24 protein-coding genes and 2 tRNA genes are annotated in these 25,418 nt (G+C 57.2%); 17 read left to right on the forward strand and 9 right to left on the reverse strand.

Going from position 1 to position 25,418, the window contains the following annotated elements:
* The first annotated feature begins 8 nt into the window (after positions 1–8).
* The 5 genes from ACN0WX_RS13625 to cobA are packed head-to-tail and all read left to right on the forward strand — an operon-like array spanning position 9 to position 7,480.
* On the forward strand, positions 9–1,256 hold the full coding sequence (locus ACN0WX_RS13625; protein ID WP_417622892.1) for an alginate export family protein: 1,248 nt from the start codon (positions 9–11) through the stop codon (positions 1,254–1,256).
* Positions 1,257–1,267: 11 nt separating this feature from the next.
* A complete protein-coding gene (gene nirB / locus ACN0WX_RS13630) occupies positions 1,268–3,775 on the forward strand; it encodes a nitrite reductase large subunit NirB (RefSeq protein ID WP_417622893.1) in 2,508 nt (835 codons plus the stop codon).
* On the forward strand, positions 3,775–4,116 hold the full coding sequence (gene nirD, locus ACN0WX_RS13635) for a nitrite reductase small subunit NirD (RefSeq protein ID WP_417622894.1): 342 nt from the start codon (positions 3,775–3,777) through the stop codon (positions 4,114–4,116). Before nirB ends, nirD begins: the two co-directional genes overlap by 1 nt.
* Positions 4,113–6,704, forward strand: a complete 2,592-nt coding sequence (locus ACN0WX_RS13640; RefSeq protein ID WP_417622895.1) for a molybdopterin-dependent oxidoreductase — start codon at positions 4,113–4,115, stop codon at positions 6,702–6,704. Before nirD ends, ACN0WX_RS13640 begins: the two co-directional genes overlap by 4 nt.
* Complete coding sequence (gene cobA / locus ACN0WX_RS13645; RefSeq protein WP_417622896.1) at positions 6,701–7,480, forward strand: uroporphyrinogen-III C-methyltransferase; 780 nt, start codon at positions 6,701–6,703, stop codon at positions 7,478–7,480. Before ACN0WX_RS13640 ends, cobA begins: the two co-directional genes overlap by 4 nt.
* Positions 7,481–7,663: 183 nt before the next feature.
* On the opposite strand, the gene ACN0WX_RS13650 is transcribed toward cobA, so the two are convergent.
* Both ACN0WX_RS13650 and recJ read right to left on the reverse strand, forming a co-directional pair.
* A tRNA-Glu gene (locus tag ACN0WX_RS13650) sits at positions 7,664–7,738 on the reverse strand.
* Between the two features lie 166 nt (positions 7,739–7,904).
* Positions 7,905–9,671: a single-stranded-DNA-specific exonuclease RecJ gene (recJ, locus tag ACN0WX_RS13655; RefSeq protein ID WP_417622897.1), complete on the reverse strand. Its 1,767-nt coding sequence runs from the start codon at positions 9,669–9,671 to the stop codon at positions 7,905–7,907.
* A gap of 65 nt (positions 9,672–9,736) precedes the next feature.
* On the opposite strand from recJ, the gene ACN0WX_RS13660 reads away from it, so the two are divergent.
* Complete coding sequence (locus ACN0WX_RS13660) at positions 9,737–10,228, forward strand: flavodoxin family protein (RefSeq protein ID WP_417622898.1); 492 nt, start codon at positions 9,737–9,739, stop codon at positions 10,226–10,228.
* Here ACN0WX_RS13660 and ACN0WX_RS13665 read toward each other — a convergent pair.
* Genes ACN0WX_RS13665 through glpX form a run of 3 tightly spaced genes read right to left on the reverse strand, consistent with a single transcriptional unit; the run spans position 10,225 to position 13,024 of the window.
* A complete protein-coding gene (locus ACN0WX_RS13665; protein WP_417622899.1) occupies positions 10,225–10,815 on the reverse strand; it encodes a uracil-DNA glycosylase family protein in 591 nt (196 codons plus the stop codon). The genes ACN0WX_RS13660 and ACN0WX_RS13665 overlap by 4 nt on opposite strands.
* Complete coding sequence (locus ACN0WX_RS13670) at positions 10,812–12,047, reverse strand: alpha/beta hydrolase (RefSeq protein WP_417622900.1); 1,236 nt, start codon at positions 12,045–12,047, stop codon at positions 10,812–10,814. Before ACN0WX_RS13670 ends, ACN0WX_RS13665 begins: the two co-directional genes overlap by 4 nt.
* 2 nt (positions 12,048–12,049) lie before the next feature.
* Complete coding sequence (glpX, locus tag ACN0WX_RS13675; RefSeq protein WP_417622901.1) at positions 12,050–13,024, reverse strand: class II fructose-bisphosphatase; 975 nt, start codon at positions 13,022–13,024, stop codon at positions 12,050–12,052.
* A 62-nt stretch (positions 13,025–13,086) separates the two neighbouring features.
* Here glpX and ACN0WX_RS13680 point away from each other — a divergent pair, with 62 nt between their 5' ends.
* Complete coding sequence (locus tag ACN0WX_RS13680) at positions 13,087–13,563, forward strand: hypothetical protein (protein WP_417622902.1); 477 nt, start codon at positions 13,087–13,089, stop codon at positions 13,561–13,563.
* Here the strand turns inward: ACN0WX_RS13680 and ACN0WX_RS13685 are convergent, their stop codons facing one another.
* Positions 13,564–14,862, reverse strand: a complete 1,299-nt coding sequence (locus tag ACN0WX_RS13685; protein ID WP_417622903.1) for a homoserine dehydrogenase — start codon at positions 14,860–14,862, stop codon at positions 13,564–13,566.
* A gap of 87 nt (positions 14,863–14,949) precedes the next feature.
* Positions 14,950–15,798: a hypothetical protein gene (locus ACN0WX_RS13690; RefSeq protein WP_417622904.1), complete on the reverse strand. Its 849-nt coding sequence runs from the start codon at positions 15,796–15,798 to the stop codon at positions 14,950–14,952.
* A gap of 265 nt (positions 15,799–16,063) precedes the next feature.
* Here ACN0WX_RS13690 and ACN0WX_RS13695 point away from each other — a divergent pair, with 265 nt between their 5' ends.
* The 4 genes from ACN0WX_RS13695 to ACN0WX_RS13710 all read left to right on the forward strand — a co-directional run bounded on the left by ACN0WX_RS13695 (position 16,064) and on the right by ACN0WX_RS13710 (position 18,688).
* Positions 16,064–16,720: an energy transducer TonB gene (locus ACN0WX_RS13695; protein WP_417622905.1), complete on the forward strand. Its 657-nt coding sequence runs from the start codon at positions 16,064–16,066 to the stop codon at positions 16,718–16,720.
* 81 nt (positions 16,721–16,801) lie between these two features.
* Positions 16,802–17,566: a MotA/TolQ/ExbB proton channel family protein gene (locus ACN0WX_RS13700; RefSeq protein WP_417622906.1), complete on the forward strand. Its 765-nt coding sequence runs from the start codon at positions 16,802–16,804 to the stop codon at positions 17,564–17,566.
* A 108-nt stretch (positions 17,567–17,674) separates the two neighbouring features.
* The gene (locus tag ACN0WX_RS13705; RefSeq protein WP_417622907.1) at positions 17,675–18,196 is read left to right on the forward strand and encodes an ExbD/TolR family protein; all 522 of its coding nucleotides are present in this window, start codon (positions 17,675–17,677) and stop codon (positions 18,194–18,196) included.
* Positions 18,197–18,235: 39 nt separating this feature from the next.
* Positions 18,236–18,688, forward strand: coding sequence for an ExbD/TolR family protein (locus tag ACN0WX_RS13710; protein WP_417622908.1), 453 nt, complete (start codon positions 18,236–18,238; stop codon positions 18,686–18,688).
* A gap of 117 nt (positions 18,689–18,805) precedes the next feature.
* Here ACN0WX_RS13710 and ACN0WX_RS13715 read toward each other — a convergent pair whose 3' ends face one another.
* A complete protein-coding gene (locus tag ACN0WX_RS13715; RefSeq protein ID WP_417622909.1) occupies positions 18,806–20,620 on the reverse strand; it encodes an ABC transporter transmembrane domain-containing protein in 1,815 nt (604 codons plus the stop codon).
* A 256-nt stretch (positions 20,621–20,876) separates the two neighbouring features.
* Between ACN0WX_RS13715 and ACN0WX_RS13720 the strand changes: the two genes are divergently transcribed.
* The 4 genes from ACN0WX_RS13720 (at position 20,877) to ACN0WX_RS13735 (ending at position 23,320) form a co-directional block, all read left to right on the forward strand.
* On the forward strand, positions 20,877–21,425 hold the full coding sequence (locus ACN0WX_RS13720; RefSeq protein WP_417622975.1) for a TspO/MBR family protein: 549 nt from the start codon (positions 20,877–20,879) through the stop codon (positions 21,423–21,425).
* 48 nt (positions 21,426–21,473) lie between these two features.
* Positions 21,474–21,833 carry an accessory factor UbiK family protein gene (locus ACN0WX_RS13725; protein WP_417622910.1) on the forward strand — a complete coding sequence of 120 codons (360 nt, stop codon included), beginning with the start codon at positions 21,474–21,476 and terminating at the stop codon, positions 21,831–21,833.
* 168 nt (positions 21,834–22,001) lie between these two features.
* Positions 22,002–22,508 (forward strand): YbjN domain-containing protein, encoded by a 507-nt coding sequence (locus tag ACN0WX_RS13730; RefSeq protein WP_417622911.1) that lies wholly within the window; start codon positions 22,002–22,004, stop codon positions 22,506–22,508.
* Entirely contained in the window at positions 22,508–23,320 is an 813-nt protein-coding gene (locus ACN0WX_RS13735) for a pyrroline-5-carboxylate reductase family protein (RefSeq protein WP_417622912.1), read from the forward strand. Before ACN0WX_RS13730 ends, ACN0WX_RS13735 begins: the two co-directional genes overlap by 1 nt.
* Here ACN0WX_RS13735 and ACN0WX_RS13740 read toward each other — a convergent pair.
* Complete coding sequence (locus ACN0WX_RS13740; RefSeq protein WP_417622913.1) at positions 23,317–23,829, reverse strand: MarR family winged helix-turn-helix transcriptional regulator; 513 nt, start codon at positions 23,827–23,829, stop codon at positions 23,317–23,319. The two genes, ACN0WX_RS13735 and ACN0WX_RS13740, sit on opposite strands and share 4 nt — an antisense overlap.
* Positions 23,830–23,931: 102 nt before the next feature.
* On the opposite strand from ACN0WX_RS13740, the gene ACN0WX_RS13745 reads away from it, so the two are divergent.
* On the forward strand, positions 23,932–25,035 hold the full coding sequence (locus ACN0WX_RS13745; RefSeq protein WP_417622914.1) for a branched-chain amino acid aminotransferase: 1,104 nt from the start codon (positions 23,932–23,934) through the stop codon (positions 25,033–25,035).
* 87 nt (positions 25,036–25,122) lie between these two features.
* A tRNA-Gln gene (locus tag ACN0WX_RS13750) sits at positions 25,123–25,197 on the forward strand.
* Positions 25,198–25,418 lie beyond the last annotated feature (221 nt).

Below are 25,418 nucleotides of genomic sequence, written 5' to 3' on the forward strand. Positions count from 1 at the left end.
GTACCAACATGATGAAATACCATATCCTAGCCGCAACTTTGCTTGCACCTGCTTCGATTGCTTTGCCTTCCGCCGCCTATGCGGGCGATACCGGTCCGATTATGATTGATGAAGGCGTGACGCTGGACCCGATGCTGGATGCGCGGCTGCGTTACGAGCGCGTTGATCAGGACAATATCGGCCTTTCAGCAGACGCGTTGACCATCCGCATGCGGCCCGGTCTGGAACTGGCTTTTGCTGACGGTCTGTCCTTTCTCGCCGAGGCGGAGGCGACCCTCGGGATAATTAATGACTATAACAGCACGACCAATGGCAAGGCCGGAGCATATTCGGTCGTTGCCGATCCGCAGAATATCGAACTGAACCGCCTTCAGATCAATTACAAGCCAAGCGATGGCAGCCAGATCACGATGGGTCGTCAGCGCATCAATATTGATGATCAGCGTTTTGTCGGCAGCGTCGGCTGGCGGCAGAACGAGCAGACTTTTGATGCCGTAAGGGTGCAATCGAAGCTGTTCGATGTCCTTGCCGTCGACGGCACTTATGCCATTTCCCAGCGCAGTATCTTCGGGATTGATGCAGGCAATCGCCAGTCGATGGATGGCAATTTCTATTTTGCCGGTGCCGGTATCGAAACAGGACCGGTGAGCATCAAGGGTTTTGCCTATCTGATCGACTATGATGCCAGGGAAGCGATCAACGCCAACAGCAGCCAGACTTATGGCGTACGGGCCACGGCAGCCATTCCCGTCGGACCGGATTTCAAGATTGATCTCGCGGCAAGCTATGCGACCCAGTCCGACTATGGCGGCAATGTTCTGGATTATTCGGCGGATTATATTGCGGCGTCAATCGGCACGAGCATCATGGGATTTGGTCTGACCGGCGGCTATGAAGAGCTGGGTGCAAGCGATAACCCGTCCATCGCCTTTCGCACGCCGCTGGCGACATTGCACAAATTCAACGGCTGGGCCGATAGCTTCCTGACCACACCCGCGAATGGGCTGCGTGATTACTACGTCACCGTGGGCAAGAAAATCTCCGGGATCAAAATGCTGCCCGGCCTGAATGCATCCGTCACTTATCATGAGTTTGATGCCGATCGGAGCGGACCAAATTACGGCAGCGAATGGGATGCGCAGCTGGGCTTCAAGATCGACCCGATTGGCGTGCAGATCAAATATGCCAATTATAACGCCAAGGCATTCGGGACCGATACCGAGAAGCTGTGGCTCCAGCTCGGTTACAGTTTTTAGGGAACAGTACCATGAATGCACCAGTCAACATCACGGAAAAAGCCGGTGACCAGGGCCACGGTGTCCGCGAACGCCTTGTCGTGATCGGCAATGGCATGGCGGGTTGCCGGGCAGTGGAGGAGATTCTTGCTCGCGACGGCGAGCGCTATGCGATCACCATTTTCGGCGCCGAACCGCGAGTCAATTATGACCGGATCATGTTGTCGCCGGTGCTGGCCGGAGAAAAGAGCTTCGAAGACATCATTATCAATGACCAGGCCTGGTATGAGGATAATGATATCGAGCTGGTCAGCGGTGACAAGGTGATCGCGATCAAGCGGGATGCGCAGGAAATCGTCAGCGAAAGCGGCCGGACCACGCCCTATGACAAGCTGTTGATCGCGACCGGCAGTGATCCGTTCATCATTCCCGTGCCCGGCCATGATTTGCCGGGTGTGATCACATTTCGCGATCTGGACGATGTCGACAAGATGCTCGCGGCAGCAGACAAAGGTGGCCATGCAGTCGTTATCGGCGGTGGCTTGCTCGGGCTTGAAGCCGCGCATGGTCTGACGCTGCGCGGCATGGATGTGACGGTGCTCCACCTGATGCCGACACTCATGGAGCGACAGCTCGACGAGGCAGCGGGCTTTTTGCTCAAGTCCGAGCTGGAGCGGCGCGGCCAGACGATCCTGACCGGCGCGGATACCGCCGCCATAATCGGCGATGATCATGTCAGCGGCGTGAAATTAAAAGATGGTACCGAAATTTCCGCCGACCTGGTGGTCATGGCGGTCGGCATCCGCCCCGCTGTCGCATTGGCCCAGAATGCCGATCTGGAAGTCGAGCGCGGGATTGTCGTCGACGATCATATGGTGACCAGCGACCCGGCGATCATGGCGGTGGGAGAATGTGTCCAGCATCGCGGTGCGGTCTATGGTCTCGTCGCCCCCCTTTGGGAAATGTGCCGCGCTCTGGCCGATCATGCGACGGAAAATCCGTCCGGCTATCAAGGTTCGGTCACATCCACCAAGCTCAAGGTCTCCGGCATCAATGTCTTTTCTGCCGGCGATTTCAGCGGCGGCGAGGATTGCGAGGATATCGTCATGCGCGATGCCTCTCGCGGCGTGTACAAGCGGGTGATCGTCAAGGAAAACAGGCTGATCGGCGCGGTGCTTTACGGCGACACGGCCGACGGCAGCTGGTATTTCGATCTGCTGAAAACACAGGAGGATGTCTCCGACATAAGGGAGGCGCTGATCTTTGGTCAGGCTTTTGCATCGGGAGACGCTCTCGCGGACCCTGACAGCGCCGTTGCAGCATTGTCCGATAGCGCAGAAATCTGCGGCTGCAACGGCGTATCAAAAGGACAGGTTGTTGCCTGCATCACCGGCGGTGCGGGCGATCTGGACGCGGTCCGCTCCGGGTGCAAGGCGTCGGCCAGCTGCGGCAGTTGTACGGGCTTGGTCGAAAGTCTTTTGAGTATCACCCTGGGGGACGACTATGGCGGTGAACGCACCGTCACGCCAATGTGCAAATGCACGAGCTTCACCCATGAAGACGTGCGCCGCAATATTCTGGAAAAACAGCTCAAGTCGATCCCGCAGGTGATGCAGGAGCTCCACTGGACGACGCCCGATGGCTGTGCATCCTGTCGCCCTGCGCTCAACTATTATCTGCTCTGCGCGTGGCCGGGCGAGCATGAGGAAGATCCCCAGAGCCGCTTCGTCAACGAACGCATGCATGCGAATATCCAGAAGGATGGCACCTATTCGGTTGTCCCCCGGATGTGGGGTGGTGTCACCACGCCCAAGGAATTGCGCGCAATTGCCGATGCAGCGGAAAAATATGAGGCCCGACTGGTCAAGGTGACCGGTGGCCAGCGGCTTGATCTGTTCGGCATCAAGAAAGAGGATCTGCCGGCGATCTGGGCGGACCTCAATGCCGCCGGGATGGTCTCGGGCCATGCCTATGGCAAGGCGCTGCGTACGGTCAAAACCTGCGTCGGTTCGGAATGGTGCCGCTTTGGCACCCAGGATTCCACTGGCCTTGGGATCAAGACCGAGAAGATGACCTGGGGCAGCTGGATGCCGCACAAGTTCAAGATCGCCGTATCCGGCTGCCCGCGCAATTGTGCGGAAGCGACGATCAAGGATTTTGGGATTATCTGCGTCGAGAGCGGCTATGAACTGATGGTTGGCGGCAACGGTGGGATCAAATTGCGCGGCACAGACTTGCTGTGCAAGGTCGAAACCGAAGAGGAAGCGCTCGAATATTGCGCCGCCTTCATCCAGCTGTACCGCGAGGAAGCCCGCTATCTTGACCGCACTGCACCGTGGATCGAACGGGTGGGCCTGGACTATGTGAAAGGCCGAATCGTCGACGATGCCGACGGCCGCCTCAAACTGGCGCAGCGTTTCCTGCACGCCCAGAGCATTTTGCAGAAGGATCCGTGGGAAGAACGCGCGGCTGGCAAGGAAGCGCATCTGCACAAGCATATCGCTGAAATTCGGCCCTTCGCTGTCGTGGAGGCGGGATAATGAACGACGTCAAATGGATCGATATCGGGCCGGTGGAGCAACTTCCCGCCCTCGGCGCGCGCACCTTGCCCGTGCAGGGCGGTGAAGAAATTGCGATTTTCCGGACCTCCAATGGCAGCGTCCACGCATTGGTCAACAAATGCCCGCACAAGCAAGGCCCGCTCAGCCAGGGGATTGTCCATGACACCAGCGTGACCTGTCCGCTGCATAACTGGCGGATATCCCTGCTAACCGGCGAAGCGCTCGGCGAGGACAAGGGCTGTGTGCCGGTAATCCCGGTCAAGATCGACGGTGGCCGGATTTATATCGACCGCGCTGCGACGCTTGAAAGCGTGATGTGACGGAGGTCTGCACGACATGCCCTTATTGCGGCGTTGGATGCGGAATTCGCGCGAAGGCGACTGGCGATCGCGAATTGGAGATCAGGGGAGACAAATGTCATCCGGCCAATCAGGGGCGTCTGTGCTCCAAGGGTACTCATCTGGGTGAAACCGTGGGTCTCGAAGGGCGGTTGCTATATCCCGAAATCAATGGTCAGCGGGTCGATTGGGATGATGCGCTGGCGCTGGTGGCTAATCGTTTTGTCGACACCATTGCCGAACATGGCCCTGACAGTGTTGCATTTTATGTCTCCGGTCAGCTGCTCACCGAAGATTATTATGTCGCCAACAAGCTGATGAAAGGTTTTATCGGCAGCGCCAATATCGACACCAACAGCCGCCTCTGCATGGCGAGCGCGGTGGCGGCACATAACCGTGCCTTCGGCGAAGACGTTGTTCCCTGCAGCTATGATGATCTGGAGCAGACCGACCTGATCCTGCTGGTCGGATCAAACACCGCCTGGTGCCATCCGGTAATCTGGCAGCGGATCGAGAAAGCACGGACGAAGCGGGGAACAAAGCTGGTGGTCATTGATCCCCGTCGCACGGAGACCGCGGAATGCGCGGATCTCCATATTGCCGTCGCACCCGACGGCGACATCGCACTGTTCAATGGCCTGCTGGCCGATATGCACACACGCGGACTGGTCGATTTCGACTATCTCGAGAGGCACGCAAAAGTCCCGGAAGATTTCTGGAGCAAACTGTCGGGCAGTGCCGGCGAAGCCGGTGTGGATCAGGCAGATTTTATTGCGCTCGGCGAGATGGTTGCTGCCGCCCCCAAAATGGTGACCCTGTTCAGCCAGGGCGCAAACCAGTCACTGTGCGGCACGGACAAGGGCAATGCGATCATCAACCTGCATCTGGCAACCGACCGCATCGGCAAGCCGGGCGCAGGGCCGTTCAGCATCACCGGTCAGCCCAATGCCATGGGAGGCCGCGAAGTGGGCGGGCTGGCCTCAATGCTGGCAGTCCATATGGGTTTTTCGCCAGAGGAATGTGCTACGGCTCAAGCCTTCTGGAACAGTCCGGTCATCGCCAGCAAGCCCGGCAAGAAAGCGGTCGATATGTTCCGCGCTATCCACGATGGGTCGATCAAGGCGATCTGGATCATGGCGACCAATCCGGCCGTGTCCATGCCGGATGCGGGGTTTGTGCGCGAAGCGCTTGATCGATGCGAATTTGTGGCGGTTTCGGACGTGATGGCTGACACCGACACCACAGCGTTTGCCGATGTCAAACTGCCGGCGCTGGCCTGGGGAGAAAAAGACGGCACGGTGACCAATAGCGAACGGGTGATTTCGCGCCAGAGAACGATATTTGACGCCCCCGGCGAAGCGAAAGCCGATTGGCAGATTATCCAGCAAGTGGCGCAGCGCATGGGCCATGGCGCGGCCTTTGATTTTGACGGACCGGCGGATATCTTCCGCGAATATGCCGCCCAGACGGGTTATCGCAACGAGGGCAAACGCGTTCTTGATCTGTCGCAATGGTCAGCGATCAGCGACCAGCAATATGACGACTGGGAAGCCTGGCAATGGGGCGGTGTTTCACCGTTCGCCAATGGTAATTATTCACATCCAGATCGCCGGGCAAAGCTGGTTTCGGTCGAGACACCCCCCCAGAGCGCGAATCCGGATTATCCGTTGCGGCTGAACAGCGGGCGATACCGCGACCAGTGGCATACGATGACGCGCACCGGCCTGTCGCCGCGCCTGTCACAGCATCGCCGGGAACCCTTGCTTGAAGTCAATCCCGATGATGCAGCCTTGCGGGGCATGGTTGATGGTGGTTTCGCACGGGTCCGGACGGCGCAGGGAATCAGTATTTTTCGCGTTGCGATTTCAGATGCCCAGCGGCGCGGAGATATATACGCTCCGATGCATTGGACAGACCAGATGGGCAGCGGTGGCCGGATGAATATGTTGCCCGATCAAACCACCGATCCTGTGTCGGGGCAACCCGCTTTCAAGAATAGTGCCGCCGAAGCGGAAGCGGTCTTGCCTGAATGGCGGGCTTTTTTGGTCAGTCGTGAGCGCGCAATTCTGCCCCCTTTGCTCTACTGGACCAGCTCGCGCATTGCCGGGGGGTGGCTGACCGAGCTGGCGGGCAATGGCGCGATAGATGTCGAGGCGATGCTGCCCGAAGGCGAAAGACTTGAGGCGGTCGATATGAAGCGCGGGATGCGGCGTATCGCTGTGCGCGGCGCAGACCATAAACTTGCTGCGGCGTTGTTTCTGACGCGCGCCGGCGAATTGCCGAAGCGCGACTGGATCGCGTCGCAGCTGGTATCGGAAGAATTGTCCGATGCTCCCGCGTTGCTTGCCGCCCGTCCCAGGCTTGCAGGTCCTGACAAGGGGCCGATTGTCTGTGTTTGCTTTGATGTCGGCGAGAAACAAATATGTTCGGCTATTGCCGAGCGAAATCTGCTCAGCGTGGAAGCGGTGGGGGATGACCTCAGCGCTGGAACCAATTGCGGCAGTTGCCGTCCGGCGATTGCCCGGTTGCTTGCCGCGCAACACGAGCCCGAACTGGAGGCAGCGGAATGAATGAACTGATACGCCCGGGAAGTGTCTGGCTGGTCGGAGCAGGCCCGGGAGACCCGGATTTGCTGACCCGAAAGGCCGAAAAACTAATCCGTGCCGCATCGACGGTATTTTACGATGCCCTCGTCGGCCCCGGTGTCCTTGACCTGATACCGGCAGGCGTGAAACGCGTGGCAGTTGGCAAACGATCGGGTCGGCATTCCAAAGACCAGCCCAGCATCAATCGGATGCTCGTTGATGCCGCGGAAGCTGGCGAGCGGGTTGTTCGCCTGAAGGGTGGCGACCCTTCAATTTTTGGTCGGGCGACCGAGGAAATGCAGGCATTGGTCGAACGCGACATCAATGTGCAAATCTGTCCCGGCATCACTGCCGCATCGGCCGCCGCCGCCAGTGTCTGCAGCTCGCTGACGCTGAGGGGTATGGCCCGCAAACTGACATTTGTTACTGCCCACGCAAAGGCTGGAGATCAGCTTGACCTTGATTGGCAAAGCCTCGCTGATCCCGGCGCGACGATTGCCGTCTACATGGGCAAATCATCTGCCGCGATTGTGTCGCGAAACCTGATAGCCGCTGGCATGGCAAAGGATACGCCCGTTACCATGGTTGAAAATGCGAGCCTTGCCGGTGAGCGTGTTTTCCACAGCCGGATAGATTTGTTGCCGCTGGCAGCCAAAACCGCTCTTGGTGATGGCCCGGCCATATTGTTGATCGGAAAAGCGATGCAGCGCGGCAAGCTTGACCAGTGCGTGAACCCAGCCCGTTTGGAAGCGTTGCAATAGCATCTGAATTTCTCGCCGAATCAACATTGAGGCAAGCGTCGATGGTGAACAGCCATCTTATCTGACCATTCAGAGCCTCTGTGATCCGGCTGGAATATTATATGTATCCAAGACCGCCAAAAACAGCGTCTCACCCGCTTGTCCAGGAGAGACCAGTAAATCTGTCAATATCAAGGAAATAAGTGGTGACCCCTACGGGAATCGAACCCGTGTTTCAGCCGTGAAAGGGCCGCGTCCTAACCGCTAGACGAAGGGGCCATACCAATTGCTGGTCAGCGAGCCACGGCCATTAGGGGGGTGGTTGGCTTTGGTCAACCCTCTTTTCGCCGGATTTGGGTGCTATTTTCCCGTGTTGTACAACATCGGACGCCCCGCGCGGTATTCCGGAGCACAGGTATGGCGGTGAATGTTGATAATCGCGATCTCAATCGGCCCAGGCGGCATCCTCGAGATGGATCTCGGCGGCCGGACGGCTGCCCCAGTCATCGATCTTGGCACGACCGGCAATCCATAATTTGCGCCCGCGCGGCGCGCTCAGAAGCGCCTGACCGAGATCGGTCTCGGCAGCGCGAAAGGCGATGGTCTTGATCGATGCGCCATCATCACCACCGACAATCATCCGGACATGATCGGTTCCGACAATATCACATTTGATGATTCGCACGGGCCCGGTGGCGATTCGCGGAGCGGGCCAGCCCATGCCATAGGGGCCGGCGCCGTCCATCGCTTCAACGATCAGCGGGTTGACCCCCTTGGGCGAAAGCACGGCATCGAGCAACAGCGCCTTGCCATCCTGGGCCTGGCCGACATTTTCGGCTAACCGGTCGTTGAGAAACTCCGAAAAACTATCCACCTTGTCTGCCGCGATCGTGATCCCCGCGGCCATGGCGTGACCGCCGCCGGCGATAAGCAGACCGCTGTCCTTGGCGGCGATGATGGCGGCGCCGAGATCGACGCCGGAAATCGACCGGCCCGAACCCTTGCCGGTGCCCTGTTCGTCGAGCGCGATGATGATCGCTGGCCGGTTGAGTTTCTCCTTGATTCGTCCCGCGACAATACCGATCACGCCGGGATGCCAGCCTTCGCCAGCGAGCACCGCCACCGCCTGGTTCTGCTGCGCACTGCACATGGCGTCCGCCTGTTCCAGCACGTGCGCCTCGATTGCGCGGCGTTCCTCGTTGAAATGGTCAAGTTCGGCGGCGATCATGCGTGCTTCTTCGGGGTCTTGCGTGGTCAGCAATCGCACGCCGAGATCGGATTTGCCGACTCGTCCGCCTGCGTTGATTCGCGGGCCGAGAGCGAATCCGAGGTCCGAGCAAATCGGTGCGCGCTTGAGCCGGCTGGCGTCGATCAGGGCCGACAGGCCGATATTCTGGCGACCCGCGAGAACTTTCAGGCCCTGCGCGACAAAGGCACGGTTGAGCCCGCGCAACTGGGCAACATCGGCGACCGTGCCAAGAGCGACGATATCGAGCAACTCGAGCAATTTCGGCTCGGCGCGGTTGGTGAAGAAACCTTGATTGCGCAGGGTCCTGACCAGAGCAGCGCCCAACAGAAACGCCATGCCGACCGCAGCGAGATGACCATGTTCCGCGCCGGCATCGCTCTCGTCCAGCCGGTTCGGATTGACCAGCGCAAGCGCTTTGGGAAGTTCCACGGCGCATTTGTGATGATCGACGACAATCACTTCGACACCGGCCTTGTGCGCCATGTCGAGCGCGTCAAAAGCCATTGCGCCGCAATCGACGGTAACCACCAGATTGCTGCCCTGCTCCCCGAGCCTGACCAGAGCCTCGCCGGACGGGCCATATCCCTCCATCAGCCGGTCCGGAATATAATAGCCCGCCTCCAGCCCGAGATCGCGCAGCAGGCGGATAAGCAACGCCGCACTGGTCGCGCCGTCGACATCATAATCCCCGAATATCGTGACCTTTTCCTGATTCTGGATGGCCAGGCTCAGCCGTTCTGCGGCCGCATCCATGTCCCGGAATACCGAAGGGTCGGGCATGAACCCGCGGATCGTGGGCTCTCGGTTGATCGCGAGTGTTTCGCGGCTGGCACCGCGCGCGAGCAGCAACTGGGTCACCAGATCATCCGGCTGAAACCCGGGGTCGCGCGCATCGGCGCTGGTGCTCCGCCAGCGCCACGACTGGCCGGACAGCGATTTTTCGACATTCAATACTGCATTCATGGTCCGCGCTATGCGGCAATCATGCGGCGCTGACAATCGGTCTGTTGCTTGCTAGGAAGCGGGTGATGAAAACACTTTTGATCGTCTATTACAGTTACACGGGGGGCACGGCCCAGATGGTCGAGGCTGCGGCAGCAGCCGGGCAGGGCGAGGACGGGACGGAGGTGCGGATGATGCGCGCCGAGGAATGCGAGCCCGCGCATATGCTCGCGGCCGATGGCTATATTTTTGCAATGCCTGAGAATCTGGCAGCGATAGCCGGCGTAATGAAGGCCTTTTTCGACCGCTGCTATTATCCGCTGCTCGGCGCGATTGAAGGGCGGCCGTATGCGGTGATGATCTGTGCCGGATCGGATGGGGAAAATGCAAAGGCGCAATCAGAGCGTATTGCCAAAGGCTGGCGGCTCAAGAAGGTTGTCGATTCCCTGATTGTCTGTACCCATGCGCAGACCGAGGAAGAGATACTCGCCCAAAAAACCATCGGGTCAACCGACCTGGCAAAATGCGCGGAGATCGGGGCAACTTTGTCGGCCGGACTGGCGATGCGCGTCTTCTAGATCAGCGTTTCAACCCGTTGTCTCAATAATGGAATCACCTCCGCCTCGAACCAGGGATTGGCCTTGAACCAGCGAATGTTGCGCGGGCTGGGGTGGGGCAGGGGCAACAAGTCTGGCCAGAATTCTTGCCATCGTTTCACCGTGTCCGTCAGCGTTCGGGATTTTCTTTCCCCCAGATGCCAGTCCAGAGCAAATTGTCCGAGGATCAGGGTGAGCTCAATTTTCGGCATGGCCTGCAACAGCGGTCTGCGCCAGGCCAGAGCGCATTCCGGCCGGGGAGGCAGATCGCCGCCCTTGCCGGTGCCCGGATAGCAAAAGCCCATCGGGATGATCGCGAAAAGTTCCGGGTCGTAAAATTGCTCTTCGGACACGCCCAGCCATGTCCGCAGTCGTTTGCCACTGGCATCGTCAAACGGCCGGCCTTTTTCATGGGTCCTGCTGCCCGGCGCCTGACTGGCAATCAGTATCCTGGCATGGGAAGAACCTTGCAACAGGGGTCTGGGGCCAAGAGGCAGATCGGAGCAGATGGTGCAGGCGCGGGCCTGCATGAGTATATCTGGCAGTGGATCGCCGTTATGCGCGCTCATTGTTTCCGGCGACAAATTGCCAGATGGTCGGGCTTCTCGCCTTTGGGAATCGGCGGGAGGACAAAGACATGGTCGAGGTGCGTGGCCTGGCGGCCTGCGGGCTTTCTTTCACCATTGACCACAGCAGCGAAATCCCGGCAAACGGGGGCGCTCAGCAAATAGTTGCTGTGGCCCGTCCTGCCGCGGCTGATCGCGGTGGTGTCGACGATGGTCAGGGCCGCCTTGTCGACCGTTTGCGCATATTTCGGATGCGCGGCATAGCAACGCTCAGGGAGATTCCTCGCCTTGAGGTCCGCCGCTTCAAAAGGATCGAAACAGCGCGGATAACCGAGACGGGGATAGCCGTGAATATCGTCCGACAACGAAAGCGCCCGGTCGTTTATGGACGCATAAACGGTAATTCTGCGATCGTTCCGGACGCGCCGGTCGGACAATATCTCTTCCGCAATGTCGCGTTCAAAATCCTGAGTGTCGACATCGGGCGAAACAAGAATGATGTTCGACATGACGCTCGAATCACCATTGGGGACATTCCGGTCGACATATTCGACCGAAGGCAGGACCAGCCGAGCACCGAGCGAATGGGAAACGAGGATGATTTCCTTCGTCGTTTCCAGCTGCGCCAGTCGCATCAGGAATTTGCGAAAATTGCGTTCGTCCCAATACATATTGGTTTCATCGACGGGATATTTCAGCAGCTGCCCCTGCGAAGGCCAGCTATACTGGATGGCTGGTCCGGTGAAATTCGCCAATCGTGCAATCTGGGCCGTATCTCGCGAACTTGAGAAGAAAGTTTCCCGATAACCATGGACATAGAGCAGAACCCGTCCATCCGCAGCTTTCATCTTGCCAGCAAGATTCGCCCACCATTGTTGAGAATCGGAGAGGGCCAGCGGAATGGTCCGGATAGTTTTACCCGGTTCCCGTTCAACGTCTCGTGGTCCCGCAAAGCGACCATAGCGCACTTTATCACCGCGATGATTGAGCAGGCTGATATTTTCGGTGAGGCAGTCCGGTAGTCGGCTCGTGACGAAGAAAAAAGGTTTGTCGTCTTCCTCAACCCCATCAGTCGCCTTCGGATTGCATCGGTCGGGTGCGACATAGGCGGAATGGGGTATCTTCCCATAGTCAACCGGTGTCACACATGCGGCGAGTAACCATGGCAAAGCGAGAATCGTCCACTTGGCGCTTGATCCAAAGCGCCTTGGCAGTGGAAGGGTCTCAATCCCCATATTCAGGTCTTGCGATGCTCGCTCTTGACCCAGCGCACGGTGCCGGAGGATGCCCGCATGACAACGCTTTCCGTTGTCATTTTGCCGCCACGCAATTTCTTGACGCCTTCCAGCAGTGAACCGTGAGTAACACCAGTTGCAGCAAAGATTACGTCGCCTTTGGCGAGCTCCTTGAGATCATAAATTTTGTCGAGATCTTCTATGCCCCATTTATAGGCACGCTCGCGTTCATCGTCATTGCGGAACAACAGGCGTCCCTTGAACTGGCCACCGACGCAGCGGAGCGCGGCTGCCGCAAGCACGCCTTCGGGTGCGCCGCCGCTGCCCATATACATATCGACTGTCGTGTCTTCGTCGGAAGTTGCAATCACGCCAGCGACATCGCCATCGGGAATTAGCATGATGCCGCAACCTATACCGCGTAGCTCGGCGATGATCTTGTCGTGGCGGGGGCGGTCGAGAACGCAGACAATGATGTCTGACGGCGCGACGCCTTTCTCCTTGGCGACGGCCTCGACATTTTCGGTAACCGATTTGTCGAGATCGATGATATTGGGTGAATAGCCCGGTCCGACGGCCAGCTTGTCCATATAGACATCGGGAGCGTTCAGCAGATTGCCCTTTTCGGCGATGGCGAGAACGGCCAACGCATTGGCGCCAGCCTTGGCGGTGATCGTCGTGCCTTCCAGCGGGTCAAGGGCGATATCAATGGCCGGGGAATCGCCTTCACAGCCGCGTCCGACTTTCTCGCCGATAAAAAGCATCGGGGCCTCGTCGCGTTCGCCTTCGCCAATGACTACTGTACCGCATATGTCCAATTCGTTCAGTGCCGCGCGCATGGCTTCTACGGCAGCAGCATCAGCCGCTTTTTCATCGCCGCGGCCGATCAGATTGGCCGCCGATATGGCCGCTGCTTCGGTGACGCGCACCATCTCCATGACCAGGACGCGGTCCAAAATGTCGCTTGCTTTGGGCATATTATCGATTAGTCCTTTTGTAAGGGGCAAATTTGAACTCTCGATAGGGGAGCGATATTGCAATGTCGAGACTGGTTTTTCTGATCCTTTTGTCGGCTCCATCGGCGGCAATAGGGCAGGCTGATTCGCCGCGCGACCGGACTGGCCAATTGCTCGAAAATGCCAGGCAACTGTTGGCGGTCGATGCTGATGGCTGTCTTGTCTATCGTCCTGATGACGAGATTGTCGTCTGCGGCACTCCCGCAATTGACCGCTTGCAGCGGTTGCCTTTTCCGGAACTGGCAGCACAGTCTGGTGAAAGAATCCGCGAGCCTTTGCCAAAAGCCAATCCGGAAATTGTCCAGCAAGGGCGCTGTTATGTAACAATGAACGAGCGCAGCTGCTTCAAGGGCTTGTCGTTGGTAAGCGTCAGTTTTGGCGGAAGCGGCATGGGCGGTGCCGCCGGCCGCGTCTGGCAGGCTGTCGCGCCAGATTTGCCAGACGAGGACTATGTAAAACAGGCAATGGTCAGGCCGCTGGCACCCGCGACTGGTGAATGATCAGTCCTCATCGCTTAGCAAGTGCATTACAACTGGGGCCGCCTGCACACTGGTCGAACTGGACAGGGCCTCGAGGCTCTTCGAAACATCCCGCTCACGACTGTCATGGGTGACCATGGAGATCAGTACTGATCCCTCATCGGTTTTCTCGGTTTGAATGAGACTCTCGATTGAAACATTGGCGTCACGCATGGCAGCAGTGATTTCCGCCAGCACGCCCGGCTTGTCAGCGACGATGAACCGGATATAGCTTTTGCCGGTCCTGTTGCCGTTCTCGGCGCGCTCGCATTTTTCCATTTTGCTGGCTGGCGTAGCGAAGACGGTGCCGGCATCTCCCCGGGCAATGTCGATCAGGTCGGCGACCACCGCAGAGGCCGTCGGGCCTTCGCCAGCGCCGGCTCCCTGGAACATCAGGCGCCCGGAAAAATTGCCTTCGGCGACCACGGCATTGGTGGAGCCTTCGATATGGGCTAGCGGATGACTTTCCGGCACCAGATAGGGGTTCACCCGCTGGAACAATTTTCCGCCATCGATTCGCGCCATCCCGAGCAGGCGGATACGATAGCCCAATGCTTTGGCCTGGCCGATATCCGCCGCCATGATATTGCGAATGCCACCAATTTCCACTCCGTCGAAATCGAGCGCCTTGCCAAAGGACAGCGCGGCCAGAATGGCGAGCTTGTGGGCAGCATCCACACCGTCGATATCAAAGCTGGGATCGGCTTCGGCATAGCCGATTTTCTGGGCATCTTGCAGGACATCGTCAAAGGCGTGCCCGTGTTTTTCCATCTCGGAGAGAATATAGTTACACGTGCCATTGAGGATGCCGTACACGCGCTCGATCCGGTTGGCCGAGGCACCGTCGCGGAGCCCCTTGATGACCGGGATGCCGCCAGCAACCGCGGCCTCATATCTTAGCGACAGATTTCCTGCTTCAGCCGCTTGTGCAAGTTCCATCCCGTGATGGGCTATCATCGCTTTATTGGCAGTGACGAACGACTTTCCGGACGCCAGACTTTTGCGCGCGAGCTCCAGCGCCGTTCCATCCGAGCCACCGATCATTTCCACAACACAGTCAACATTGTCATGAACGGCGAGTTCTTCAGCCTGGTCGACCCACGGATAGGCGGTCAGATCGATGCCGCGGTCCCGGTTTCGATCACGGGCGGCAATGGCGGCTACAACGATCGGCCGGCCGGCCCGCTGCGCTATCATTGCACCATTTTCTTCGATTAGCCGGATAACTCCGGTTCCGACGGTGCCCAGTCCAGCGAGCGCGATGCGAAGCGGAGCAGTCATGGTCATTAGCCTCTTTGCGATTCAGGTAAGATTGAAGGCGCCTTATTAGCGCCGCCTTGGACGAATGCTAGTGCTAGTTGAAAGGCCTTAGGGCTGAGGTGATCCTGGGCGTGATCTGGGGCAGTCGCCGAGATCGCGGAGTACCAGCTGATAATCGCTGCGCGCCTGCTGGGCGTTGGCCGGGGTATCACCCATCAGGGAAGAAGGAGGCAGTTGGCGGGGCAGAAAGCATGCCAAACGGTACCATAGCAGGCTGTTCCTGACCGGCGCCCGGGCTGCTTCATCCACAATTTCTCCCAGGGATACGGCCCAGAATTTCCGCTGGCCATCCCGTTTCAGCACCGTGATGGAAACGGGCGACCCTGTTTCGGTTTCCATGAATATCTGGGTCTCGCCTTCTCCGATAATAGTGCCGGGTACATGAAAAGCATTCCCTATACGGGCAATTGCCGGCGGCGCGTCACGCGCCAGGAGTTCGCGAACCAGCGAACGCACGCGCTGTTCGCGACTGGGAGACCATGCAATTTGGGCGTCCTTTGCTACCAGCTGTATATTATCGCCACCGCCTGGCGCACGTCGGGCGAAGATAATGAATGGCTTTTTCTTGATTTTCGGAGCCCGGCCCCTTTCGTCAAGCGGCAAATCAATAACGTAGCGAATCGTTTCGCCGACGCCACCCTGGCCGCGAATCAGGGCGTCTGTTGACGCAATAATATAAAAACGTCGCGTTCCCGTCGGAGCATTGGGAGCCCGTTCAGGGTCGACTTTGATTGCTTTGTTAACCGTAGCTTGAACGATGATCGGGGCTTCTGCGCTCAGGTCGGCGAGATCGGCATATTGCAGCGGATCGCTTTCATTCTGAATCTGAGAAAAAGCTGGAAATACCCCAATTTGGGAGAGAAATAGAGCGAAGGCGAACATCATTAACGGGCGCATGATTTCCTCTGGGGCAGGGTTTCGATAAGTCGGGTTTTAGCCCCTATTGTGGGTCGTTAACAGCTTAATCGATGCTGAACCAACAAAGCGATTGCCTGCGTGGAACTAGCGCGTTAAAACAATCTTAAGACGGCTTTCAAGCGAATGAAAAGTTGTTATGGGGATAATAAAGGGCGCGCTGGTTTTTCAAACCTCTTGTCTTTTGTGTTAGGCTTCAGTGATCGAAGTCTTCAGCCTGATGGGGAAAAAGGAGTTACATTTCTGAATGGCTTATGCTGACCAAGAGATGAGTTCGAACAAGGTCATATCGATCGTTCTTGTCGTAATCATTCACATATTACTTGGCTATGCGCTGGTCACGGGGCTAGCCTATAATGCCGTCAAGAAGGTTGCGTCGCAGCTGGATATGATTGACATTCAAGAGGAAGAACCACCGGAAGAGCCGGAGGAGCCACCGCCACCGCCACCCGAAAAGCCGATTGAGCCGCCTCCAGTGGTGACGCCGCCGCCCATCGTGGCGCCTGTGGTCGCTCCTCGGCCGGTAATACGGACGGTGCCAACCGCTCCGCCGCCACCGGCGCCGGTAGTAGCTCCGCCGCCACCGCCACCACCACCGCCTCCGCCGCAACGGGCACAGCCGGAACCACGTGGTAATCCCGGAAGCTGGGCCAATGCGAATGACTATCCTTCGCGGGCTCTGCGTGAGGAGCGGGAAGGTACAACACGTTTCCGTTTGACGGTTAATGCCAGCGGACGGGTAGACGATTGTCAGATCACAGGTTCTAGCGGCCATTCTGATCTGGATCAGGCTGCCTGTAAAAACCTGACACGACGTGCGCGTTTCAGGCCTTCTCTGGACGCCAATGGAAATCCGACGACCGGCTATTATTCCAACGCAGTTCGTTGGCAGATACCCAAATAATGAAAATTGGGAAGGGCATCTCGAGATGTCCTTCCCGCACCAGATTTATTGCAATTAGTTTATCCTGAGGGGAATGTTAAAATGTTGATTGAAATTTTGGCCGCTGCACCGGCAGCACCGCAAAATGCTTTCGGTTTCGTCGAAGCCATGGAACAGGGCGGCGTTATCGCCTGGTCTGTTCTGGCAATTCTGACGATCATGTCGGTATCGTCTTTCTATATCCTGTTTTCGAAGCTGTTCGAGCAGAACAAGATCATGAAGCAAGGGCAAGCCATGCGTTCGTCATTCTGGCGCGCTGGAAGCCTTAAGGAAGGTGCTGCGAAGCTCGAAAAAAATTCCGCCTATCGCCAGATTGTTGATGATGCGATCAAGGCAGACTCAGATCACGCCAAGCTGACCGATCCGGTTGAAGCCCACGACTGGCTGCACGGTTCGATCGAGCGTTCGCAAGATCTGATCAAGTCCAAGCTGGCAACCGGCCTGCCATGGTTGGCTACTGTTGGTGCAACATCGCCGTTTATCGGACTGTTCGGTACGGTTATCGGTATCTATCGCGCGCTGATCAAAATCGGCATCGCCGGTCAGGCATCGATCGACGCCGTTGCCGGCCCTGTTGGTGAAGCGCTTATCATGACCGCCCTTGGTCTTGGTGTGGCTGTTCCTGCCGTTCTCGCCTATAACTGGCTGCAGGGACGCAACAAGCGGATTGCTGAGCAGCTGTCTGCCTTCTCCAATGACGTTCTGGGCTACATGGCTTCGGACGGTGGCGTTAAGCCCGTTGGACCAGCGACGGCCGCTGCTGCAAAGCCTGCAGCGAAACCTGCTGCACCTGCTGCAAAGAAATAAGCCGGGGATCGGGTTGTCCGTCGCATTTTGGCGCGACAACCCGATCAACGCACGAAGAGGGGGCTTTCGCTTCCTTCAGATGGTTTAGTTTTGAGAGGATAAAATCCTATGGCGATGAATGTTGGGGGCGGTGACGGAGAGGAAACTCCTCTATCCGATATTAATACAACCCCACTCGTGGACGTAATGCTGGTTCTGCTGATCATTTTTCTGATCGCGGTGCCGGTGGTTATCCAGACCGTGGAACTCGAACTTCCGGTGCTTCCCTTTGAAGTGACCACGACCAAGCGCGAAAATGTGCTGCTGTCGGTCACCACAACGGATGCTGCAGGGCGTGACCCGGGTGATCCGGAATATTCAGGCGCCACTCCCGGCGGAAATTGCCGCGTATATTGGAACACCACCCCGGTGGATTCCAATGAGCTGGTAAGCAGAGCGGTGAAGCAGCTGGAAGACCAGATCGACGCATTTGGTGGCGTTGAGAATATGACGCCAGAAGATATGCCGGAAGTCCATATCCGCGGCGATATCAACACACCCTATAAATGCATTGGCGGCGCAATTTACACTATGCAGCGCGCCGGTTTCGCAAAAGTGGGCTTTTTGTCCACGCCGATTGTCGTCGAATAGTTTCGACCGGCAACTAGAGTTATTTAAGGAGACACACATATGGCTATGAGTGGCGGAAGCGATGATGGCGAGCCAATGATGGAGATGAACACGACGCCGCTCATCGACGTCCTGTTGGTTCTTCTCATCATGTTCATCATCACAATCCCGGTGCAAACGCACGCGGTCAAAATCGATCTGCCGGTAGCAGATGACAATCCGTCGGACCCACCTCCCGTTGATCCGGTTAAAAACCGTCTCGGGATTACGGCAACCAACCAGATTACCTGGAATGAGAGCCCGGTTACACTGAATCAGGTAAAGCAATATCTGGCGCAGACGAAATCGATGGTTCCGGAACCGGAACTGCAGTTCCAGCCAGATCCGTTGAGCGCCTATCTGACCACCGACCGCACGTTGGCGGTAATCAAGGATAGCGGCGTGACCAAATTTGGTTTTGTCGGCAATGAACAATATGGTGCTTTCAGCAAGGCAAAGCGCGCACCGAACTAGTTTTCGGCAACAAGAATTATAAAGGGGCTGCGACGATATATGGTCGCAGCCCCTTTTTTTGTATTTCGGGTCAGTGATCGAAGTCCGGCGAGATCTCCAGTAAGATTGGCAATGAAATCAGCCCGATATTTTTGACCGGCTGATCTCGGCGCTGCTGAACTGCAATTCGGCGAGCCTGGCATAGAGCCCGTTTTTGGCAATCAGGCTGTCGTGATTGCCTTGCTCGACAATCCGTCCCTCATCCATAACGATGATGCGATCGGCCGACCGTACCGTCGCCAGGCGATGGGCGATAACGATAGTGGTTCTGTCCTCCATCAGATGGTCAAGCGCGTCCTGGACCAGCTTTTCGCTTTCTGCGTCGAGCGCGGACGTCGCTTCATCGAGCAACAATATCGGAGTGTTGCGGAGCAAGGCCCGTGCAATCGAGATGCGCTGGCGTTGGCCGCCGGACAGGCGTGTACCTGCTTCACCCATGAAGCTGTCCAATCCTTCCGGCAGGGCGCGGAGGAATTTCTCGGCATTTGCGATACGGGCGGCTTCCCATATCTCTTCATCTGTTGCATCCCATTTTCCATAGCGCAAATTGTCACGAGCGGATGCGGCGAAGAGAACCGTTTCTTGCGGCACCAGTGCCATCCGCTGGCGAATCTCGGCAGGGTCGGCAGACTGCAGGGCGACGCCATCAATACGTACCGAACCGCCCTGCGGATCGTAGAAGCGCTGGGCGAGCTGAAACAGGGTCGACTTTCCAGCGCCGGATGGTCCCACGACGGCAACGGTCTCTCCAGGAGAAACCGTCAACGAAAAATTGGCAAGGGCTTTGGTTTCCGGGCGGGTAGGATAGGCAAAGGTGACATTGTCAAATGCGATTTTGCCGCGGGAAGGTTCTGGAAGGGCAATCGGATTTTTTGGCGCCGCGATTGTCGGTTTCTCGGAAAGTAGCTCGGCCAGCCGACCGGCTGCTCCTGCGCCGCGCAGAAGGTCGCCATAAACTTCGGTCAGAGCGCCAAAGGCACCGGCCACCAGTCCGCCGGTGATAACAAAGGCAGCGATCGTGCCACCGGATATCGACCCTTCGGCGACACCGATCGCACCGCGCCACATCAGCATGGTAATCCCGGTAAAAATCAGCCCGATGACGATTGCGGTCATTGCCGCTCGCAGTCTGATCCGGCGCTTGGCAGTGTCAAAAGTGGACTCGACCGCTCCACCAAATCGGTCATGCTCCCGTTTCTCTTGACCAAAGGCCTGAACGATTTTCATCGCACCCAGCGTCTCAGCCACCATCGCGCCGACATCGGCGACGCGGTCCTGACTGGAGCGGGAAACACTGGTCAGCTTGCGGCCGATAAAAACAATTGGCAAAATGATCACCGGAATTGCGATCAGCAAACCGGCGGTGAGCGCTGGAGCCAGCGTGAAGAGATAGATGATACCGCCGATTCCGATGACGATATTGCGCAAGGCGACAGATACGGTGGTTCCAACCACCTGTTCGATGATTGCGGTATCGGAGGTCATGCGGGAGGCAATTTCCGATGGTCGGTTTTTCTCAAAAAAGCCCGGTGCCAGACGCAGCAAGTTTCCTTGTACGGCAAGGCGGATGTCGGCGACTACTCGCTCCCCGAGCCAGCTGACAAAGTAGAAGCGAAACGCCGTTGCGACAGCCAGAATAGCAACAATCCCCAAAAGGCCCTGGAAATAGGGGGCTATATCGCCGTTTCCGGCCATGAAGCCTTTGTCTATGATGGTTTTAAAGCCGGCAGGAATGGCCAGGGTTGCCATTGCGGCGACGAATAGCGAGAGCAGAGCGAGGACGATTTGCTTCGGATATTTTACCGCCCGCTCAAACACCATCCGCAGATTTCCAATCTTTTTTAATGATGCGGGAGGGGCGTCTGGTTCGCTGGAATTGGTTTCATCATTCATAGTTGAGCGCCTAGCAGTCCGTCTTATGGGTCACAATCAATGGTTTGTTCCGTTTTCACCCGGAACCGGCCATCTACTAGAGATGGCGATGAAGCTGAAAATACCAAGGGCATCGTTCAGTATAACGCGAATCCGTCTGCCAGAATTTCAGCGGCATAACACTGGCCAAACGCCGAGAGATTGTTAAAACAAAACGGTATCCGGCGCATACCCGCTCGGACGATTCGTGAAATTTTCGATCAAGGATAGTGTCCGCATGAACCAGATTGCTTCAAAAGGTCAGCTGCGGATGTCTTTGTTGCGTTGGATATTATTCGCGGTGCCGGTGATCATCCTGCTGGGGTTTCTGTCGGGTCAGATCGCAGGTTCCGGGGAAGAAAATCGCTGGTTCAATGCACTGACCAAGCCAGAAGCACAGCCTCCCGGATGGATGTTCGGCGTGGCGTGGACGATTTTATATGCGATGATGGGCACGGCCTTCGCGATGGTCCTGCATGCACGGGGTGCACCTCTGCGCGGTATCGCGATCGTGCTTTTCCTGATCCAATATGTGCTCAATCTTTTCTGGTCGCCCTTGTTTTTTGGTATGCATCAGGTGTCGGCCGCATTCTGGCTGCTGATCACCATCTTGCTGTTCGCGCTGGCTACGACACTGGTTTTTGGCCGCGTGCGCAAGGCAGCGGCCTGGCTGATGGTACCCTATCTTGCATGGCTATGTTTTGCCGCAGTGCTCAATAAACAGATTGATTGGTTGAATCCCGGTGCGGAAACCCTTGTGGTTCCGGCAGCGAGAACCCAGATATAGAGCGATAATTTTCCCAGGCCGGATGGGCCAGCGACGGAGTATGATGAAATGCAAAGCCAGAATCGCTTTTTCGACGATCTTGCGAAAGTACTAAACGGTTTCGCCGGGACCGTGGCTGGCGTTGGCCGCGAAGCCGAAGCCAGCGCCAGGGAACGGGCCAAGGAATGGTTCGGTGGTATGGATTTCGTGTCCCGCGAGGAATTCGAAGCGGTCAAGGAAATGGCGGCCAAGGCGCGGGCGGAAGCCGATGCACTGAAGAAGCGTGTTGACGCGCTGGAAAAGAGCGGTGCCTCATCGGTCAGAAAACCGGCAGCGAAACGCCCGGCACCCACCAAAGCAGTGGCGCGCAAGCCGGCAGCAACCAAACCGGCGACGCGCAAGGCTTCACCGCCCAAAACCGGCGGTTGATTGCTGCCGCTGATCGGCGCCGCTTGTTGGCGCGTTCGATTGGCCAGCGCTAACCCTCCATTATCCACAGCGTTCCCACAAACAATGTGGCGACCAGCGCCTGCTCACCTTGCCCTGTTCCGGCGAGTGGGCCACTACGCTCTCAACTGCAAAGGATCTGGAACCGCGATGCTGGACGACCAATGGGACGAGCTTGATCAGGATGAGGCACCGCCGGTGGACATGCTGGCGGCTTTTTTTGAGGCGCGTGGGTGGTCGGTCGATCATGTGGGTGAAGACGAGCTGTCGGTCGAAATAAAGGGCAACTGGACGAGCTACCAGATGCGCGCCATCTGGCGGAACGAGGACCATGTTCTTCAAATCCTGCTGTTACCAGAAATCCGTGTTCCGGACGAAAAGAAGGCGGTTATCTACGAGACGCTCGGATTGATAAACGAACAGCTCTGGCTCGGTCATTTCGATCTTTGGTCGAACAATAATATTCTGCTCTTCCGCCATGCTACCCTGCTCGGTGGCAGCGGGATGCTGGGCCTTGATCAGGCCCAGACGATTGTCGATCTGGCGATTGAGGAATGGGAACGTTTTTATCCGGTCTTTCAGTTTGTCCTGTGGAGCGACAAGAGCCCACAGGATGCGATTGAGCATGCAATGGTCGATACTGTCGGCGAGGCCTGATGCGTTGGGCCGACCGTATCTGGATGATCGGTTGCGGCAATATGGGGGGAGCCGTCCTGCAGGCGTGGCTGAACAATGGCGCGCCCGCTGACAATATCACCGTTATTAAGCCCAATGAAACGCCATTGCCGGGCGGACTGCAGTCCCAGGCAGATTATCCAGATGGCCCGGCCCCGGATTTGGTCATACTCGCCATGAAGCCCTATCAGCTTGAGGATGTGGCGACGAAGCTTGCCCCGCTGGTCGGAGACAATACAAAGATCATATCCATATTGGCGGGCACTGAACTCGATATTTTGCGGCAGAATTTTCCGAAAGCCGGAAGAATGATTCGGCTTATGCCGAATATGGCCGTGACGGTTGGCAAATCTCCGATGATCTTCATTGCGGAAAATGACGATGATATATTGCGGGAGGAAATGGACGCGCTTTTTTCTCCTCTGGGCGCGCCTGAGTGGCTGGATGATGAAAGCCAGATGCATGTCGCAACGGCCCTGGCCGGTTCGGGCCCCGCTTTTCTGTTTCGCTTCATTGATGCATTGGCAGTGTCAGCGGCGGAACTTGGCATGAATCCCGATCAGGCCGCTCGACTGGCTCTGGCGATGGTCGACGGTGCGGCGACACTGGCGGCGGGCTCTGATCTTGACCCGGGCGCTTTGGCAAATCAGGTCGCCGGCCGGGGAGGCACAACCCGAAAAGGTCTCGATGTGATGGATAGAGATGGCCGGGCCAATGTCCTGCTATATGACGTGTTGAAGGCGGCCATGGAGCGCAATATCGAAATGGCCGAGGAAGCCAGGAGCAAGATTTAGCTTTGATCGTTGCGCAAGTCGAAAACCATCTTGCGATCGCTTTCCGGAACCAGACCTTCAAGAACATGCCAAAAACCGGTAACCGATTCCTGTCCGGCAGAAACATAGGCGGAAGACAGCCGTTCGCGCAGCTGACGAAATAATTCCGCTTCCAGTCCGCTACCCTTGTCGGTCAAGCGCAGCAATTTCTGGCGCCGGTCGATGACACCGGGCGATGTCAGAATGAAATCACGGTCCTGCAATTCCTTCAGTACTCGGCCGAGAGACTGTTTGGTGATCGCCAGCAATTTTAGCAATTCACCCACGGTTAAATCCGGCTGCCGCGCAATGAAATAGAGGGCCCGGTGATGCGCCCGTCCCAGCCCCTGTTTCGCCAGTTCCTGGTCAATGGCGTTGGTAAGCCGGGTATAGCCGAAATAGAGCAGTTCAATCCCGCGCCGGATTTCATCTTCGCGCAGAAAAAGCGGAGAGGCTCCCGGGGATATGGAGGTGCGAGATACGTCAGTCATGTTGACGTATCTTGACAGGCTGATTAGGGGATTGCAAGATAATTGAAACATGCTTCCAATTCTTCCAATTGGTGACGTGATTCACAGTGAAAGCGGCAGAATATGGCAGATGCAACAACCCTCCAATTCAATCTCGAACCCAGCACTGCGCCGGTGCACGCGAGCGAGAGGGAAAGGCTTCTGGAGAATCCGGGCTTCGGGACTTTGTTCACCGATCATATGGCGATGATCCGCTATACGGATACCGAGGGCTGGCACGACGCCAAAATCACCCGTCGGGAACCCATTTTGATGGATCCCGCATCTTCGGTGCTGCATTATGCCCAGGAAATATTCGAAGGTATGAAAGCCTATCGTCTGGCTGATGGTGCGATGGCTCTGTTTCGTCCCGAAGAAAACGCCAAGCGGTTTCAGGCATCGGCACGGCGGATGGCAATGCCGGAGCTGCCTCAGTCACTGTTTCTTGATTCTGTCGAGGCGCTGGTTGATATTGACCGGGAATGGTTTCCTTCGGTCGAGGGCGGCTCGCTTTATCTGCGTCCGTTCATGTTCGCCAGCGAAGTGTTCCTTGGCGTCCGCCCGGCAAAGGAATATCTCTATCTGGTGATCGCGTCCCCAGCTGGCGGCTATTTCAAGAGCGGGGCGTCGGCGATCAGTATATGGGTGTCGGAACAATATAGTCGTGCAGCGCCGGGCGGCACCGGTGCGGCCAAATGCGGCGGAAATTATGCTGCCAGCCTGGTGGCTCAGGCCGAAGCGATCGAAAAGAATTGTGACCAGGTCGTCTTTCTCGATGCCGCCGAGCATAAATGGGTCGAAGAACTGGGCGGTATGAATCTTTTCTTTGTTATGGATGATGGCCGGGTCATCACGCCGCCGTTGAGCGGAACAATCCTGCCGGGCATTACTCGTGATTCGATTATCACCCTGGCGAGAGAAGAAGGGCTGACTGTGTCAGAAGAGCCCTATGCGATGGACCAGTGGAAAGCTGATGCAGCGAGTGGCAAGCTGATCGAGACTTTTGCTTGCGGGACGGCCGCGGTTGTTACGGCGGTTGGCACCGTCCGGTCCCGTGACGGCGAATTCACCATTGGCAGCGGTGGGCCTGGCCAGTTGACAGAAAAATTGCGCCGTCGGCTGGTCGATATCCAGCGTGGGGTAGCGCCCGATGATCATGGATGGGTAAAAAAGCTGTTTGATGCCTAGATAACAACTGCCTCTTGCTCCTTGCAGGCAAACTGGATAATAGGCCCGTTCACCAGCGTGGCCCGGCAAAACAGGGCGCGAATTTATTGGGGTGTCGCCAAGTGGTAAGGCAGCGGCTTTTGATGCCGCCATGCGCAGGTTCGAATCCTGCCACCCCAACCAAATTTTTCTTAAAGTAGCCGACCGGGGCTTTATGGCCGGTGGCGCGTAGTTATCGGCGGCAAGAGTAATCCTATCAATGCTCAATTGCCGTACGCCGGTTCGTTAGTCGGCTGCATTGCCATCTTGTTAAAATATGTCGGGCCGTGGCGCTGCGGTTGAGGCGGGAGGCCACCCACAATCACCGACAATAATGCCGGTCTCAACCCGTTAACCAGTTTTGG

This window comes from Parasphingorhabdus sp., assembly GCF_048269915.1.
Classification (GTDB): Bacteria; Pseudomonadota; Alphaproteobacteria; order Sphingomonadales; family Sphingomonadaceae; genus Parasphingorhabdus.

Bases quoted from the DNA above. Each gene is read 5' to 3' on its own strand.
- ACN0WX_RS13705 (WP_417622907.1), top strand. From the start codon at position 17,675: ATGGCGATGAATGTTGGGGGCGGTGACGGAGAGGAAACTCCTCTATCC.
- ACN0WX_RS13715 (WP_417622909.1), bottom strand. From the start codon at position 20,620: ATGAATGATGAAACCAATTCCAGCGAACCAGACGCCCCTCCCGCATCA.
- ACN0WX_RS13720 (WP_417622975.1), top strand. From the start codon at position 20,877: ATGAACCAGATTGCTTCAAAAGGTCAGCTGCGGATGTCTTTGTTGCGT.
- ACN0WX_RS13690 (WP_417622904.1), bottom strand. From the start codon at position 15,798: ATGCGCCCGTTAATGATGTTCGCCTTCGCTCTATTTCTCTCCCAAATT.
- ACN0WX_RS13730 (WP_417622911.1), top strand. From the start codon at position 22,002: ATGCTGGACGACCAATGGGACGAGCTTGATCAGGATGAGGCACCGCCG.
- ACN0WX_RS13745 (WP_417622914.1), top strand. From the start codon at position 23,932: ATGGCAGATGCAACAACCCTCCAATTCAATCTCGAACCCAGCACTGCG.
- ACN0WX_RS13740 (WP_417622913.1), bottom strand. From the start codon at position 23,829: ATGACTGACGTATCTCGCACCTCCATATCCCCGGGAGCCTCTCCGCTT.
- ACN0WX_RS13660 (WP_417622898.1), top strand. From the start codon at position 9,737: ATGAAAACACTTTTGATCGTCTATTACAGTTACACGGGGGGCACGGCC.
- nirB (WP_417622893.1), top strand. From the start codon at position 1,268: ATGAATGCACCAGTCAACATCACGGAAAAAGCCGGTGACCAGGGCCAC.
- glpX (WP_417622901.1), bottom strand. From the start codon at position 13,024: ATGCCCAAAGCAAGCGACATTTTGGACCGCGTCCTGGTCATGGAGATG.
- ACN0WX_RS13685 (WP_417622903.1), bottom strand. From the start codon at position 14,862: ATGACTGCTCCGCTTCGCATCGCGCTCGCTGGACTGGGCACCGTCGGA.
- ACN0WX_RS13725 (WP_417622910.1), top strand. From the start codon at position 21,474: ATGCAAAGCCAGAATCGCTTTTTCGACGATCTTGCGAAAGTACTAAAC.
- recJ (WP_417622897.1), bottom strand. From the start codon at position 9,671: ATGAATGCAGTATTGAATGTCGAAAAATCGCTGTCCGGCCAGTCGTGG.
- ACN0WX_RS13670 (WP_417622900.1), bottom strand. From the start codon at position 12,047: ATGGGGATTGAGACCCTTCCACTGCCAAGGCGCTTTGGATCAAGCGCC.
- ACN0WX_RS13665 (WP_417622899.1), bottom strand. From the start codon at position 10,815: ATGAGCGCGCATAACGGCGATCCACTGCCAGATATACTCATGCAGGCC.
- ACN0WX_RS13695 (WP_417622905.1), top strand. From the start codon at position 16,064: ATGGCTTATGCTGACCAAGAGATGAGTTCGAACAAGGTCATATCGATC.
- ACN0WX_RS13710 (WP_417622908.1), top strand. From the start codon at position 18,236: ATGGCTATGAGTGGCGGAAGCGATGATGGCGAGCCAATGATGGAGATG.
- ACN0WX_RS13680 (WP_417622902.1), top strand. From the start codon at position 13,087: ATGTCGAGACTGGTTTTTCTGATCCTTTTGTCGGCTCCATCGGCGGCA.
- ACN0WX_RS13700 (WP_417622906.1), top strand. From the start codon at position 16,802: ATGTTGATTGAAATTTTGGCCGCTGCACCGGCAGCACCGCAAAATGCT.
- cobA (WP_417622896.1), top strand. From the start codon at position 6,701: ATGAATGAACTGATACGCCCGGGAAGTGTCTGGCTGGTCGGAGCAGGC.
- nirD (WP_417622894.1), top strand. From the start codon at position 3,775: ATGAACGACGTCAAATGGATCGATATCGGGCCGGTGGAGCAACTTCCC.
- ACN0WX_RS13625 (WP_417622892.1), top strand. From the start codon at position 9: ATGATGAAATACCATATCCTAGCCGCAACTTTGCTTGCACCTGCTTCG.
- ACN0WX_RS13735 (WP_417622912.1), top strand. From the start codon at position 22,508: ATGCGTTGGGCCGACCGTATCTGGATGATCGGTTGCGGCAATATGGGG.